General features: G+C 29.8%; 17 protein-coding genes. 3 read left to right on the forward strand and 14 right to left on the reverse strand.

Translation table 4 applies throughout. From position 1 onward, the window contains the following. Window positions 1-73 precede the first annotated feature (73 nt). The 14 genes from QJQ40_RS03225 to QJQ40_RS03290 all read right to left on the reverse strand — a co-directional run bounded on the left by QJQ40_RS03225 (window position 74) and on the right by QJQ40_RS03290 (window position 12,056). Window positions 74-334: an ATP synthase subunit epsilon gene (locus tag QJQ40_RS03225; RefSeq protein WP_044285688.1), complete on the reverse strand. Its 261-nt coding sequence runs from the start codon at window positions 332-334 to the stop codon at window positions 74-76. After that, window positions 321-1,736, reverse strand: a complete 1,416-nt coding sequence (atpD, locus tag QJQ40_RS03230) for a F0F1 ATP synthase subunit beta (protein ID WP_157356073.1) — start codon at window positions 1,734-1,736, stop codon at window positions 321-323. Before atpD ends, QJQ40_RS03225 begins: the two co-directional genes overlap by 14 nt. Before the next feature lie 17 nt (window positions 1,737-1,753). Continuing rightward, window positions 1,754-2,584, reverse strand: coding sequence for an ATP synthase F1 subunit gamma (gene atpG, locus QJQ40_RS03235; RefSeq protein WP_282861190.1), 831 nt, complete (start codon window positions 2,582-2,584; stop codon window positions 1,754-1,756). 26 nt (window positions 2,585-2,610) lie between these two features. After that, complete coding sequence (gene atpA / locus QJQ40_RS03240) at window positions 2,611-4,134, reverse strand: F0F1 ATP synthase subunit alpha (RefSeq protein ID WP_282861191.1); 1,524 nt, start codon at window positions 4,132-4,134, stop codon at window positions 2,611-2,613. Window positions 4,135-4,151: 17 nt separating this feature from the next. Beyond that, window positions 4,152-4,697: a F0F1 ATP synthase subunit delta gene (locus tag QJQ40_RS03245; RefSeq protein ID WP_282861192.1), complete on the reverse strand. Its 546-nt coding sequence runs from the start codon at window positions 4,695-4,697 to the stop codon at window positions 4,152-4,154. 2 nt (window positions 4,698-4,699) lie between these two features. Continuing rightward, entirely contained in the window at window positions 4,700-5,248 is a 549-nt protein-coding gene (locus QJQ40_RS03250; protein WP_282861193.1) for an ATP synthase F0 subunit B, read from the reverse strand. A gap of 17 nt (window positions 5,249-5,265) precedes the next feature. Further along, entirely contained in the window at window positions 5,266-5,574 is a 309-nt protein-coding gene (locus QJQ40_RS03255) for a F0F1 ATP synthase subunit C (RefSeq protein ID WP_129644674.1), read from the reverse strand. Between the two features lie 60 nt (window positions 5,575-5,634). Further along, the gene (locus QJQ40_RS03260; protein WP_282861194.1) at window positions 5,635-6,363 is read right to left on the reverse strand and encodes a F0F1 ATP synthase subunit A; all 729 of its coding nucleotides are present in this window, start codon (window positions 6,361-6,363) and stop codon (window positions 5,635-5,637) included. A 436-nt stretch (window positions 6,364-6,799) separates the two neighbouring features. After that, complete coding sequence (locus QJQ40_RS03265; RefSeq protein ID WP_282861196.1) at window positions 6,800-7,954, reverse strand: Y-family DNA polymerase; 1,155 nt, start codon at window positions 7,952-7,954, stop codon at window positions 6,800-6,802. Between the two features lie 47 nt (window positions 7,955-8,001). Beyond that, window positions 8,002-8,427, reverse strand: coding sequence for an MHO_1590 family protein (locus QJQ40_RS03270; protein ID WP_044284107.1), 426 nt, complete (start codon window positions 8,425-8,427; stop codon window positions 8,002-8,004). Then, window positions 8,428-9,633 carry an MHO_1580 family protein gene (locus QJQ40_RS03275; protein ID WP_282861197.1) on the reverse strand — a complete coding sequence of 402 codons (1,206 nt, stop codon included), beginning with the start codon at window positions 9,631-9,633 and terminating at the stop codon, window positions 8,428-8,430. Window positions 9,634-9,636: 3 nt separating this feature from the next. Then, window positions 9,637-9,999: an MG284/MPN403 family protein gene (locus tag QJQ40_RS03280; RefSeq protein ID WP_044284109.1), complete on the reverse strand. Its 363-nt coding sequence runs from the start codon at window positions 9,997-9,999 to the stop codon at window positions 9,637-9,639. Between the two features lie 67 nt (window positions 10,000-10,066). Then, the gene (gene obgE, locus QJQ40_RS03285; RefSeq protein ID WP_282861198.1) at window positions 10,067-11,332 is read right to left on the reverse strand and encodes a GTPase ObgE; all 1,266 of its coding nucleotides are present in this window, start codon (window positions 11,330-11,332) and stop codon (window positions 10,067-10,069) included. Window position 11,333: 1 nt separating this feature from the next. Continuing rightward, window positions 11,334-12,056, reverse strand: a complete 723-nt coding sequence (locus QJQ40_RS03290) for a phosphotransferase (protein ID WP_282861199.1) — start codon at window positions 12,054-12,056, stop codon at window positions 11,334-11,336. Between the two features lie 236 nt (window positions 12,057-12,292). On the opposite strand from QJQ40_RS03290, the gene recA reads away from it, so the two are divergent. The 3 genes from recA to secG are packed head-to-tail and all read left to right on the forward strand — an operon-like array spanning window position 12,293 to window position 15,136. Continuing rightward, the gene (recA, locus tag QJQ40_RS03295) at window positions 12,293-13,306 is read left to right on the forward strand and encodes a recombinase RecA (protein ID WP_044284112.1); all 1,014 of its coding nucleotides are present in this window, start codon (window positions 12,293-12,295) and stop codon (window positions 13,304-13,306) included. 15 nt (window positions 13,307-13,321) lie between these two features. After that, entirely contained in the window at window positions 13,322-14,854 is a 1,533-nt protein-coding gene (locus QJQ40_RS03300) for a phospholipase D-like domain-containing protein (protein WP_282861200.1), read from the forward strand. 48 nt (window positions 14,855-14,902) lie between these two features. After that, window positions 14,903-15,136 carry a preprotein translocase subunit SecG gene (gene secG, locus QJQ40_RS03305; protein WP_075949690.1) on the forward strand — a complete coding sequence of 78 codons (234 nt, stop codon included), beginning with the start codon at window positions 14,903-14,905 and terminating at the stop codon, window positions 15,134-15,136. The last annotated feature ends 2 nt before the right edge of the window (window positions 15,137-15,138 follow it).

The raw sequence follows: 15,138 nt of genomic DNA on the forward strand, positions 1-15,138 counted from the left end.
CAAAAAAGGAAAAAAATGGGAAAAACAAGCAATTTTTCTCATTTTTAGCATAAAATTTAAAAATTTATTAATATTAAGCGGGATGCAGCTCCCCCTGGGTAAAAATTAAAACCTCAGATTTAGAAGCATATATAACACCGTCGGTAATTCTAAATTTGAGTTCTTCTTTTTCGTTTAAAACATACAAAACCGATGGTGAAATTATTCCGCAAAAAGGCGTGATTCCGTATTGGGCAACACGGTATCCTAGTTGTGTTTTTGCAGTAACCGAAACTGGTTGGGATTCTAAAATGATTCCTTTTTGACTAAAGATTTTAAGATTAATTGTTTTCACTTCATCCCATCTTTTTTGCCTTTTCTAGAGCTTGATTAATTGTCCCAACGTATAAAAATGCTTCTTCAGGGACATTATCAAATTTGCCAGATAAAAGTTCGCTAAAATTATTAACAGTGTCTTCGATTTTAATGAACTGGCCTTCAATTCCTGAAAATTTTTGCGCCACAAAAAACGGCTGAGATAAAAAGTTTCGAATTCGGCGTGCTCTTGCAACAACTTGTTTGTCTGACTCACTAAGCTCGTCAACTCCCAAAATTGCGATAATATCCTGTAATTCCTTGAATCTTTGCAAAATTTGGACTACTTTTTTAGCTACTTCATAATGCTGTTTTCCAACAACACTAGGATCTAAAGCTCTTGAAGATGACGCCAAAGGATCAACTGCTGGATAAATTCCAAGAGCAGCTATTCCACGATCTAAAACTGTTTTTGCATCAAGGTGCGAAAATGTAGTTGCAGGAGCGGGGTCTGTGATGTCATCGGCAGGAACATAAACGGCCTGAACTGAAGTTATTGATCCCCTAATTGTCGATGTAATTCGCTCTTGAAGTTGACCCATTTCAGTTGAAAGTGTCGGTTGGTAGCCAACTGTTGATGGAATTCTACCTAAAAGTGTTGAAACTTCTGAACCAGCTTGGGTAAATCGAAAAATGTTGTCAATAAAAAGTAGAACGTCCTGATTGTCTTGGTCGCGAAAATGTTCGGCCATTGTCAAAGCAGAAAGAGCAACTCTCATTCGGGCACCAGGTGGCTCGTTCATTTGCCCAAAAACTAAGGCAGTTTTGTCTAAAACCCCACTAGCTTTCATTTCAAAATAAAGGTCATTTCCTTCACGAGAACGCTCGCCAACTCCAGCAAAAACTGAAAGTCCACCGTGTTTAGTTGCTATATTATTAATAAGTTCTTGAACTAAAACAGTTTTTCCAACCCCTGCTCCTCCAAAAAGACCAATTTTTCCACCTTTTACAAACGGAATTAATAAATCAATAACTTTAATTCCTGTAACTAAAATTTCACTTACGGCTTTTTGTTCTAAATATGTCGGGGCAGCTGAATGGATAGGTTTTTTTTCAACTGAATCAAGAGCCGGACCACTATCAATTGGATTTCCTAAAACATTGAACATTCGTGATAAGACTTGATTTCCAACCGGAACTGAAATTTGTGAACCTGTGTCTTTTACTTCTAAACCTTTTGATAAATTATAAGTCATTGACATTGCAATTGCACGGACAATTCCCTCACCTAAATGTTGGGCAACTTCAAAAACGATTTTTTGATTGTCAACTTCAACTTCAAGGGCTGAAAGAATTGCGGGCATATGCTCGTTTGGAAATTGAACATCAATAACTGGACCAAAAATTTGAACTATATGACCTATATTAATCTGTTTTTTCATTGTTTTACCTACTTTTGCTACATTTTTCCGCTGATAATTTCGATAATTTCTTGTGTTATCATCGACTGGCGGCTTGAGTTTATTTCAAGTTCTAATTTTTGAAGAATATCTTGGGCATTATCTGTTGCGCTTTCCATTGAAGTTCGACGAGCGGATGTCTCGACTAATTTAGATTCAATAAATATTTTTTCCAAAAGGGACTTAATATAAAAAGGAATTAATTTTTCGAGTACTTCAACTGCACTGGGTTCAAATTCAATCCCGTAGCCCTCTTGTTTTGTTTTATTTTTTGCAAAATCAAATAAGTTAATAATATTTGGCTTTGATTGAATTATATTTATAAATTTATTATAACAAACGAAAATTTTTTTATATTTTTTTTCAGAAATTGCCTTATTTATTAAGTTTGTCACTTGAATAATTGGTTCAGAAAAATTCGTCTCTTCAACTCCAGAAAAATATTTGATAATATTTTTAGGATATCTTAGTGATATGTAGTTAAAAATTTTCTTGCCAAAAATAATGATTTCATCATTTTTTGTTAAATCAGGAGTAATTTTTTTTAAAATTTGATTATTAAGCGCACCGCAAAAACCTAAATTTGAACCAAAAACAATGTAGAGATTTTTTTCAGAATTTGATGCTACTAGCTCCTCAGGTGTTTTGCATAAATTTGCCAAAATATTTTGCATAATATGGTCTAAATTTTCAAAATATTCTTGAGATGACTTAAATTGACGTTTAATTTTGGGAATTTTTGAATTAGCTATCATTTCCATAACGCCAGTAATTTTTTTTATATTTTGAATTTGGATAAATCTTGCGCGAATTCTATTTAATTTAGGCATTTTTGCTCTCTTTTATAAAAAATCAATTAAAAACTTCGACCTGAATTAAAATTTTCAATCAATTTTGTTACTGAATTTAAAATTAAATTTAAATCGTCAGTTTTTAAATTAACATTATGATCAATTTTTTCTAAAATTGACTTAATTTCAGAATCTGTATCTAAATATTTAAGAAAAACTGACTTAAAAGATTGCATAGATTCAAGTTGCAACTGATCAATTAGATGTTCTCTAATTAAAATTAACAGCATTACTTGCTGAATTTGAGAAAAATGTTGCTGATTTTCTTGTTTTAAAAGTTCATAAATTTTATTCCCACGATCAAGAATTAATTGCGAACTTGGTCCTAAATCAGATCCAAATTGTGCAAAAGCTTTGAGTTCATTATATTGTGCCAATTCTAATTTTAATGATGAGGAAGCTCATTTCATTAATTTAGATTGAGCCGCCGAACCTACCCGCGAAACTGAAAGACCTATATCAATTGCCGGTTTTTGTCCTGAATTAAAAAGATTATCACGAACAAAAATTTGACCGTCGGTGATAGATATCACATTCGTAGGAATATAAGCTGAAATATCGCCAGCTTGAGTTTCAATTATTGGCAAAGCGGTGATTGAACCGCCACCTGTTTCATCAGATAACTGTGATGAGCGCTCTAAAAGGTATGAGTGCTGGTAAAAAATATCCCCAGGAAAAGCTTCTCTTCCAGGTGGTCTTCTTAATAAAAGTGACAGCGTTCTGTATGCAATAGCATGTTTTGATAAGTCATCATAAATTATCAAAACATCTTTTCCTTTATGCATTCAATATTCGGCAATTGAAGTTCCAGAATATGGGGCTAAATATTGTAAAGGTGACAGTTCACTAGCTCCTGAGACAACAACTGTTGTATAATCAAGGGCACCTTTTTTTTCAAGAAGGGCAACAATTTGGGCTACACTTGAATTTTTTTGGCCAATTGCAACATAAACACAGTAAACATTTTTGCCTTTTTGGTTTAAAATTGTGTCAATAGCGATTGTTGTTTTTCCAGTTTGACGGTCTCCAATTATTAACTCACGCTGTCCTTTTCCAATCGGAACTAGTGAGTCAATTGCTAAAATTCCAGTCTGAAGTCCACGGTCAACACTTTTTCTGTCCATTATTGAAGGTGCATTTGTAAAAATTTCAGATTTTATGCTATTGTCAAATTCACCTTTTCCATCAATTGGTTGGCCAAGGGCATTAACAACACGGCCTAAAAGTTGATCGCCAACTGTAATTGAAATGACAGACTTTGTTCTTTTGACAGTTGAGCCTTGAAAAACAGAGTTTTCATTTCCCATAATAACAGCACCAATTAAATCTTGCTCAAGATTCAGTGCAATTCCAAAAACACCATTTTCAAATTGAACAAGCTCACCAAATTTTACTTTTTCAATCCCAGAAACAAGTGCAACTCCATCTCCAACAACAATAACTTTTCCAATATCATCATGTTGAATTTTGGATTCGAAATTTTTAATTTCATTTTTAATTATTGCGGTTAAATTTATATCTTTATTCATGTTAAAAACCTTTAAATTTATATATTTTTTATGAGTTTTTGCTTGAGTGAGCGCAACTGTGATGAGAGTGAGTGTTCAAAAATGTGGTTATCAATGCTTATTTTGATACCAGAAATTAATTTTGGATTTACTTTTGGGCGTAAAACTATTTTTTTATTTAATTTTTGGGAAATTAAGTCTTCAAATTTAGCAATTTCTGATGGTGACAATGGAAATGCACTTTGAATTTGACCTCAACTTTGGCCTAAATAAGCATTTGCAAGCTTTATAAATTTAATTAAAATTTGATTATAATGTGAAAAAAGATTGTTTTTGCATATTACTTTAAGAAAATTTATCATGTAAGTGTCAATTTTTGAGTCAAAAATTTTCTCTATCAAAGTATATTTTTCACTTTTTGAAATAAAATATGACGTAAAAATCGAAATTAAAGAAGAATTGGCGCTAACTAAATCAATTATATAAAAACTATCATTTATAAATTGATCTACTTTTTTTTCAGATATTGAGATTTCTAAGAGCGACTCAGAATATCCGTAAATATTTTTTACCTGTGGGTGCATTTTTATTCTCTAATATTTTTCTCAGATTTTAGCAAATTTTCTAGATCTAAAACCAATTTTTCGTGTAAGTCTTTGTTGTTTTGCTCTTGATTTATCAAGAATTTTTTACTTATATCAGCAGCAACATTAATAATATTTTCCTGATGTTTTTTTACAATTTCTTTTTCATATTCGGTTAAAACTTTTTGACCTTCAGAAATAAGGCGACGAGCTTCTTCGGTGGCTTGTTTTTTTGAGTCTTCGATAAGCTTATTTGCCTCAAGTTGAGATTCATGTTTTAAATCAATGCAATATTGCTTTGTTTCTTCTAAATGATTTTGCGATTGTTTTGCTAATTCTTTAGCTTCATTATTTGATTGAATTGTTGAGTCGATGTGATTTTGGAGAAAATCCTTACGATCTTTGATATATTTTTTAAGTGGACGATAGACAAAATAAGTCAAAACTAAAAATAAAACTAAAAAACTAGCAAGTGTTGCAGCAACTACATAAACATTAGGGATTATCCCTTTAAACAATTCGCTTAATGATTGATTGATACTTGGTTGCATTTTTTACAAATTTAGGATTAACCTTGTACGAAAATTAGGATAAAGGCAATTAAAAGCGCGTAAATTGATGATGTTTCTGCAATAGCTGTTCCAATTATTAGAACACGAAAAACTTTTTTTTGTGCTTCAGGATTTCTTGCAATAGCATCACAAGCTTTTCCAACAGCATAACCTTGACCGGCACCAACACCGATAACTCCGATCATGGCGAGTCCGGCACCTAAATATGCAAATGCAGTTGCATTTAGTCCTGAATCAGCGGTCTTAGTAGCAGTTTCTTGAAAATTTTGAACAACTTTTTGCGAGAAATTTATAACAGATTCCATTTTTTTTCCTTTTTTTTATAGTAAATTTATAATAACTTAATTATTTTGTTTCCAAAATAATTAAGTTTGAACAATGTTCAATGTTTTTTGTTCAGTTTTTTGCTTTTCTGGTGGGTGAATTACTTCCATTCCTCAATATGAAACAGTTAGAATTACAAAAATAAATGACTGTATCAACGAGCCGATAATATCAAAATAGATAAGAAACGGTGGGAAAATTAATACAACCGGTAAATTAAAATTACCAAAAGCACCTAGCGGGATTTTTTGGTAAAGTCAAAGAACACCTGAATAAATAATCAAGAAAAAAACGGAACCTGAAATTATGTTCCCATACATCCTGAAAGAAAGTGAAATTAATGGAGCGGGTGCCCCTATTATTTTAAGTGGATTTTTTGCAAATTCAAGTATATAATATCTTTTTGCAAAAATTGATCCAACAACAAAAATCCCTAGTCAACTAATCATCGCCAAACTTAGGGTTACCGAAATTGAAGTAGAAATTGGCTCAAGACCTGCCAGTGATAATAAATTACCTAATAAAAAGAAGGTAAAAAGTGAAAAAATGTAAGGTTTTACTTTGTTTACATAACCTTCACCGGAGGACTCAACAAGATCATCAATAAATAAAAAGTATGATTCTGCAAATAAAACTATTGCTGAAGGAGCTTTATCAACTTTTGCTTTTTTTATGTGGAAAAAGATAATAATTGATAAAATTATTACAAAAACTACTAAAATAAAAAGAGTAAATAATTGCGGTTGATTTCAGTGTGAAAAAAAATTCATTTTTATTCCTGCATGTTTTTGCGCTTTGATAATAAAAAATAAATTATAGCACTAATTGGAAAAATTGTATAACCAAAAATAAAAGAAATTATATTTATTGGTTTAAGTAAAAAATCTAAGCTATTTTCAGCAGCTGTTTGAAATGATTTATTAATAAAAAAAATAGCTATCAAAATTGCAGCTTGAAACAAAATTAATATAATATAAACAAAAAAAGCAAAAAATGAAGAGGTTTTTTCTTTATTTTTTGCTTTTTTTGTTATGGTGCTAAAAAATAAGTGTTTTGAAAGCAAAAAGGAGGCAACACTAAAAAAAGAGAAAAATCATCCTAAAATTAGTGTGTAATTTCAAATTGCAACCAAAGATAAAATCAGTGCAATTGCTAAAAAAATCTTAAAATAGAAGTAATAAAAATATTTCATTGCTTAAAAATGGCCTAATTTTTAAATGATTTTAGCACAACTAATTTTTTCAAACCCATTTTTTTATTTACACTTGCGATAATATTCTTAACTTTTGGACTTGTATTTAACATACTTATATCATAATCAGAAATTTTTGACAAACAAATTCCAAACCCTGATAATAAAGAAAAATCTTCGATTTTATTTGCAAGCGCAACTAAATTATTGTACAACAAATCATAATTATTTGAAGGTTGAGATAAATCTGTAAAAAAACGGTTTTGTTCTTTGTTTTTTAACTTAAAATATACTTCAACACGGTTTGCCCCTTTATTAAACTGGTCTAGTTTGGCAACTAAACTTGGCAAAAATTCTGAAATTAAAAGTAGTGTTTCTGTCTTTGTTGGAGTAGCATAAGGAGAAAAAGTGCGAAAATGTGAGACACTTTTAAAATTTTCGGACTTGTTTGCAACAATGTTGTCGCCTTTTGAAGTCAAAGATTGAAATAATCCATAACGCTGAACGCCTAAAACTTGAATAATTTTTTCATTATCAACTCCAGCTTTTACTAGATCATTGATGGTAAAAATTCCAATGTTTTTTAGTTTTTGAGCCGTGGAAATTCCTATTCCAAAAAGTTTTTCGATTTTTTGGGAATAAATAAGCGGTATGATTTTGTCCCTTGAAATAACAGCGATTTTTTCTCGTGTGTGTTTGGCTAAATTTGTGGCCATTTTTGCTAATAATTTATTATGAGAAACGCCAATTGAAATTGGTAATTTAAGTTCTTGTTGCACTTTTTTCTTAATATAGTACAACATTTGGTAAATTGTCTTAAATTTTCGAAAATAATCAGTCAAATCCAAAAAACACTCGTCAATTGAGTAAATTTCAATTTTTTTTGTAAAATTTTTAGTGATAAAATCAAAAAATTGCCTTGATAAAAAGCGATAATAAGCCAAATTTGGTTCAATTACGACCAAATTTGGGATCTTTTTTTTAATATATACGGTTTTATCTGTAATTTTGAACCCTTTTTCTTTAACCTCTTTAGAAATAGAAACAGCCATTGCAAAATCCTCTTTTCGAGAAATAGCAATTGGCTGGCCTTGTAATGTTGGATCAAGTCTAATTTCTGATGAGACAAAAAAAGTATCAATATCAATGTGGGCAATTATTTTTGGCATGTGACAAAAATAATTATACTATTATTTTATTTTTTTACAATTTAGCACTAAATATCTTGATACAGGCTAATTTTATAATTTCTATTTAATTTATTCTTTTTATATTTTCAGAGAATTTCTATATAAATTGTTTGCTGATTTTCATCAATTTTGTACCGAAAATTCAAAGATCCAAATGATACTTTAACTTTTGAAATAATTTCTTTAATAACATTTTCAACTAATCACTCATCAATATAAACTTTTCCTTGTTTTACTTTTATTGTATCGTAAAAATCATTAGCATAAATATTGGGAAAAACATCATTTTCTTTGTATTCTGATTCATTTTTGACTTCAAAATCTAGTTGTTTTTTTAAAGGTGATAGTGATTTTTCAACTCTAGAATTATACAAATACCAACCTAGAATTCCGCCGCCGACAATAATTCCTGTTGCAAAAAGGCCTGATAAAATTTTAGCAGTGATTTGCATCTATTCTTCTAACTGATTTTCTTCATCTTCTTTAAAATTAGTAAAAGAAAGATCTCTAAGCTGCTCGATTGTTAAAAAATTAGTTGCAACATATTTAAAATCTTGATTAGAAATTTTAATTTCATCAGATTTTATAAAAGGAGTTGGATAATTTGTGATTTTCAGACGGTAAATTCCTTTTTTCTTTTCGTAGTCAATCAATTTTTTGTGTATTTGTTGCGAAAAACCAACACTTATTTTCTCAAAATCAGAATTAATTGACATTTCAACTTTTGGATTTAGGTATCCTGAAAAATTATAAGGAATAATGAATCCTTGTTGGGAAATTTGTGAATTTCCACTAAAAACAACCCGTTCTTTTGAATCATAAAAGGTGGTTGAAGTTATAAAAATGTCCCCAATTATGTATTTTCCCTCAACAATTTCAGGTTTTGTGTTTTTATTATAGATATCTGGGCGAAACTGGAAGGATAAATTTAAAAAATTTTTTGCTGCTGTGGGTGATTTTATTGGCAGATTTGTCAGTTTTAAGTCAGAAATATTGATCTGGCGATCGATATTTCCGGCATGAAAAGTCTCAGGATCAACCCCAACTTTGAAAATATTTATATTGTGTTTTTCTTGAATAAATTTAACAGGGAAAAAATAAACTGTTTGTTCGTCAATTTTTTCATAAGTTTTAGAAAATTCACGCGAGGCATCAGCTCCTAAATTTGCCATTTTTATTGATTTTAGGAGTTTAAAGCCAATTCCTTGATTTTGGATAGAATATTCTTTGCGTACATCTGAAAAGTTGCGGATTTTTACCACATTGTCAAGCATCATTTGTTGCTCGTTATGTTTTGTCAGATACACTAAAATATTATCTATTTTTTGAAATTTGTCAGCATTATCTTTACTTTTTTCGCCATCAAGACCTCCAAAAGTAAAAATTGCTTGATTAAATCGCTCGGGCAGTAATTCTAAAACTTTTGGACCTGCAGGAATTGAATTATTTACTTGGACATAAACATCCACTTTTCCCGGTATTTTTGAAAAAACAGTAACAATTACTGTATATCTGTTTGAAACAATGTCGCGCTCGATTTTTACAAATTGTCTAATTCCATTAGGTGATGAATTTGATGCATAATTAAAAGAAATTTGGCCATAGCTTCTTGCAATTTGAATTTCAGGGCTTTGGCTTGGAATAAGATCTAAATTCATAAACTAAAGATTTAAAATTATAATAAATTGGTCGATTGCTTTGTGCATATTTTTATAATATGTTGATTTTGACCAGTATTTTTTAATTCAATTACGGTCATTATCGATAAATTCTTTGATTAAAAGCTTGGTATATCTAGGTTCTAAGAGTGAAAGAGCTCTATCAATCGCTGAAATTGGTAAATCATCATTTTTATTTGTAATTCCTAAAGTTTCATAAACTTTTTCTTTTTGTGAGTGGAGTTTATTAGTTTTATGGTATAGGAATAAGAAAGCAACTAGTGATTTTTTTTGAACAAATGTCCATTCTGATGGATCTTTTAATTTTTTTCGCAATGATCTTGCAGGTTTACGGAAATCATCCATTTTTATATCTCCTGTTAGAAAAATTAAATTAAATTAGCTCAAAAAAATTAATAAAGGTCAAAATATTTTAACTTCATTGAAATTCAAAATTATAAATTTTAACAGTGTCCCCTGATTTTATTCCTAGTTTTAAAAGTTCGTTTCACAAGCCGATATTTTTAATTTTTGAGTTAAATCTAAAAATATTTTCCTGGGAATTTAATGGTATTTTATTAACTATTTTTTTAATTAACTCACCACTAACCTCGTAAAATCCTGGAAATTTATTAGTAATTAAAAATGGCACCTCAAGATTATATTCAACAAAATCTTCCTTTTCTTCTGTTTGTTCAATACTTTCGGTTTGATTTGCTTGCAAAATAAGTTCAAACATTTTTCTCTTAATATTTTGAATTTCAGCACTGTTATTTGAAATCAAACTGGCTTGAATTACAGGAATTTCGGGAAATTCTTGCTGAAAAAGCTCAAAATTTTTTTTAAAACTGGGTAAATCAGATTTATTTGCTATTATTATTTGGTTTAGTTTTAGTAATTTTTGACTAAAATTAGCTAGCTCGGCGTTAATACTTTTAAAATCATCAATCGGGTTTTTTTCTTGGCTACCAAAGTCAATCACATGAGCAATTGCACGGCAACGTTCGATATGCTTTAAAAAAACAATTCCCATTCCTTTTCCCAAACTTGCTCCTGAAATTAAACCAGGTAAATCTGCGACAACAAATGAATCATTGTAAGATTTGACCATGCCCAGTTGCGGAACAATAGTTGTAAATTCATAGTTAGCAATTTTGGGTTTAGAGTTAGAAATTAATGATAAAAGTGTCGATTTTCCGGCATTTGGTTTCCCAACTAGACCAATATCAGCCATGACTTTGAGTTCAAGTTGAAGAATTAATTTTTGACCTTCTTCACCGTTTTCAGATATTCGGGGCGCTTTATTTCTTGAATTCTTAAAACGGGTGTTGCCCTGACCGCCTTTGCCGCCACGGGCAATCAAATATTTTTTTTGAGTTACTACATCACAAATCAAAGTGTTATTTGAAAACACTTGTGTTCCAAGGGGAACTTTTACAAAAATATCCTTGCCATTAGCCCCCGTCCTATTTTTTGATCTACCGTTTTCACCGTTATTTCCGAAAATTTTTTTAGTTTGATAAAACGGAAATAACGAATTTAGACCAGAATCTCCAATAAAATAAATAGAACCTCCATTACCACCATCGCCTCCATCTGGTCCACCTTTATCAACATGAGCTTCTCTGCGAAATGATATTACCCCATCGCCACCCCTACCTGCTTGAATTTCTATCGAAACTTGATCAATAAATCTCATTTTATTCCTTTCATAATTTATATTGTTCGTATAAATTATCTAATTTTTCCATGTAAGGGGTGTCGTCAAAGTATTTAGTTTCTTGAGCATTGACTCATAAAATTATAAGGTAAAGGACGAAAATTCTATGTAATAATATTAGTTTATAATTTAGTTTTCCATAGAAATTAAGAAAAATTTTTTCCTGTTCATCATTTAACCTTGCAGATTCTATAAAATATGCAAGGTCAAAATGTATGTCGCCTTTTGATGCATATTCCCAATCTAAAAAATAAATTTTTTTGTCTTTTTCAACCATATTCATTAATCACAAGTCATTATGAAGTGGTTTGGTTTTGTCCATATTTACCAAAATTTCATTGATAAATGGGTTATATTTTTCAATTGTAGGGTTTTTTATCCCTTTTTCAGCCAGAATTTTTAAATATTGTTCTACCCGAAATGCATGGTTAGATGGTGGAAAAACTAAATTTGAATTATGAATTTCCCTTAACTGATAAGCGATTTTTTCAAGCGATTCAGTGGTAATTTCAACATCAGATCCTTCAATTCATTCTCAAATAATTTTTTCTTTTGAATCAGATATTAGTTTTGGAACAAAATCAAAATTTGATAAAATTGAATAATCAATTTGATGATTCATTCCATTATAAACTTTTTCTTGAATAAATTGTAAATCCTTGCGAAAAGATTTATTAGTAAAACCAATTGAAATTTTTTTCATACTATAAATTTTATTAGATTTTTAGGATTTTAAGCTAATAATTCTTGCTAGGACAAAAATAAATGTTTGTTTATTCCGCCCTAGCGTAATATTTTAAGAAAAACTGCTATTTTTTTCTTAAAATAGGAAAATTGGTCGATTTTTCCTACTTTTGAGATTTTTTTACAAAAAAAATTAAATTAAAATAAGAAAAAACAAGAAAATTATTTATAACCCAATATTTAAAAAGGACAAAAATGACTGAAATTAACGACAAATCACTATTAAAACAAGCTTTAAGTGATATTAAGAAAAAATTTGGAAATGAATCTATCATGGTTTTAGGTGAAAAACCACCGATTGACACTGAAGTTTTTTCCTCTGGAAGTATGGCCATTGATATGGCTCTGGGAATTGGCGGATTCCCAAAAGGTAGAATTATTGAAATTTATGGCCCTGAATCATCAGGAAAAACAACTATTACTTTGCACGCGATTGCCGAAGTTCAAAAACGCGGCGGAATTGCGGCATTTATTGACGCTGAGCACTCGATTGATTCTCAATATGCAAAAAATTTAGGAATTGATATTGATAATTTAATTCTTTCTCAGCCAGATTCAGGTGAACAAGCTCTTGATATTGTCGACACATTAGCAAAAACAAAAGCTATTGACTTGATTGTTGTAGATTCGGTTGCCGCTTTAGTGCCAATGGCTGAACTCCAAGGCGAAATGAAAGATCAAGTAATTGGGGCTCAAGCACGACTTATGTCAAAAGCACTTCGAAAAATAACCGCATCATTAAATAAAAACGGAACAACAGTTATTTTTATCAATCAAATTCGTGAAAAAGTAGGGGTAATTTTTGGAAATCCAGAAACAACCCCGGGTGGAAGAGGACTAAAATTCTACGCTTCAATTCGGCTTGATGTTAGAAAAGTTCAACAAATTTCGACCGGAAATGATATAACAGGGCATAGCGTAAAAATAAAAGTTGTTAAAAATAAGCTTGCAATCCCATTTAAAACAGCATTAGTTGAAATTGTTTTTGCAAAAGGTATTTCAAAATCTGCTGAACTTATTCATTTAGGGGAAGAATTAGGAATCCTTACTAGAAAAGGATCATGATTTGCATACAATGGCGAAAATATTGCTCAAGGAAAAATGAACTTGAAGCTATTACTTGAAAATAATGAGAAATTATTTAATGAAATAAAGGAGCAAATTACTGAAAAACTTAACGAAAATCAAAAGGAAAGTTCAGAAATATAGTAAAATTATACCATAATGTTCAAAAGAGCAAAATGGATTTTTTACTATTTTTTTTTATTAATTTTCCTTGCGGGTTTTAGCGGAACTATTTACATAATTTATGTTTTTCTGTCTAGAAATCTTGATTGAATCGCGATTTTAACACTTGTTTCAGTTTATAGTTCTACCTCACTTTTTAATTTATTTATTTTGCTACAAAGAAGAAGACATGAAGCAAAAATTTCATGGCTGATCGCTTGTTCTATTTTGCCAATAATCGGACCAATTGCTTATATTTTTTTAGGGCGAAAATACTCAAATCACCAAAATGTTAAGCATTATTTTTCACAATATCAATATTTTATTGGCTCAAGTAAAACTAATGAAAAGTTGTTAGAAAAAATTCCTAAAACTGACCGAGATTTATTGGTTTATTCAAGTAAATATTTTTTATCTCCTGTTCAAAAATTTACCGGCGATTTAATTGTTGATGGTCATAGTTTTTTTGAAAAACTTTTTAACGACATTCAAAAGGCAAAAAAATTCATTTTTATTGATATTTATATTGTAAAAAATGACTTTATTTGAAAAAAATTAAAAAGATTGTTAATTAATAAGCGCAAACAAGGTGTAAAAATTAAGATTATCGTCGATTCTTTTGGGACTTACTACATAAAAACACGGCAATGACTTGAATTAAGAAGTCAAAAAATTGAAGTTCTTTTGTTTAATGCCTTCAAAGTACCTTTTATCTCAGGGCAAAGTTTTTATAGAAATCATCGAAAAGTTTTTCTAATTGATGGAAAAATTGTATATACTGGTGGAAATAATATTGCTGAAGAATACTCAGGTTTTGACAAAAATTATGGCTATTGAATGGATTTAAATCTTCGACTTGAAGGCGAAATTGTCGAAGCTTATTGCCGAAATTTCCTATTTCATTGGTCAAAGTGGGGTAAAAAAAATATTTCTAAATCTGAAATTAATAATTTTTGCAAACTTGAAGAAAACAGCAACCAATCTACTAAAATAAAAAATTTAGGGGTTGTTATTCAAAATGGGCCAAATTTGCCCGACTCTTTGATTGAAGGCTTTATTTTAAAAAGTATTTATTCGGCCAAAAAAAATATTAAGCTTTTTTCGCCATATTTTGTGCCAACACAAAAAATTATCGACGCACTTAAGGACATTTTACTTGCAAAAATAGAGGTAGAAATTTTTATACCAGGTAGAAATGACATTTTATTGATTAAAACTTTTAATCAATACTTTGCCTACAAACTGTTAAAAAAAGGTGCTAAAATTTACTTTTTTAAAGAAATCTTTTTTCACGGAAAAGCAATAATTATCGATGATAATATTGGAATGATCGGCACATCGAATTTAGATGCTAGATCTTTATTTTTCCAATATGAAACCAATTTATTTTTTAAAGGTAAAATTTTAAACAAGCTTTTGAATCACATCGACTTGCTTAAAAAACAAAATATTATTGTTGAAGTAAAAGAATTTAATAAAATTTCTAACTTTTTTAAGTTTTTAATTTTCTTTTTGAAAACTTTGGCTTAGAAATTAGCTTTTTTATAGTATAATTTAATTTATTTTTGGTTATTAGTCATGTTAAAAACAGTTTTAGTTATTTTTATTGCGATTTTTGGTTTCCTGATTGTTTTAGTTTCGCTAATTATGTCACCACATTCAAACTCATTCTCAGGAGCGCTAATCGGATCGAGTGATTTGGATTTATTCCAAGTATCAAAAGAACGTGGTATCAAAAAGTTCACAAAATGAGCAATGTTTATATTAGGCTTTATTTTTTTAGCTCTATCGTTAGTAATTAGGTTGTTGTAAGA

The sequence above is a fragment of the Mesomycoplasma ovipneumoniae genome, assembly GCF_030012565.1.
GTDB classification, from domain to species: Bacteria; Bacillota_I; Bacilli_A; order Mycoplasmatales; family Metamycoplasmataceae; genus Mesomycoplasma; species Mesomycoplasma ovipneumoniae_D.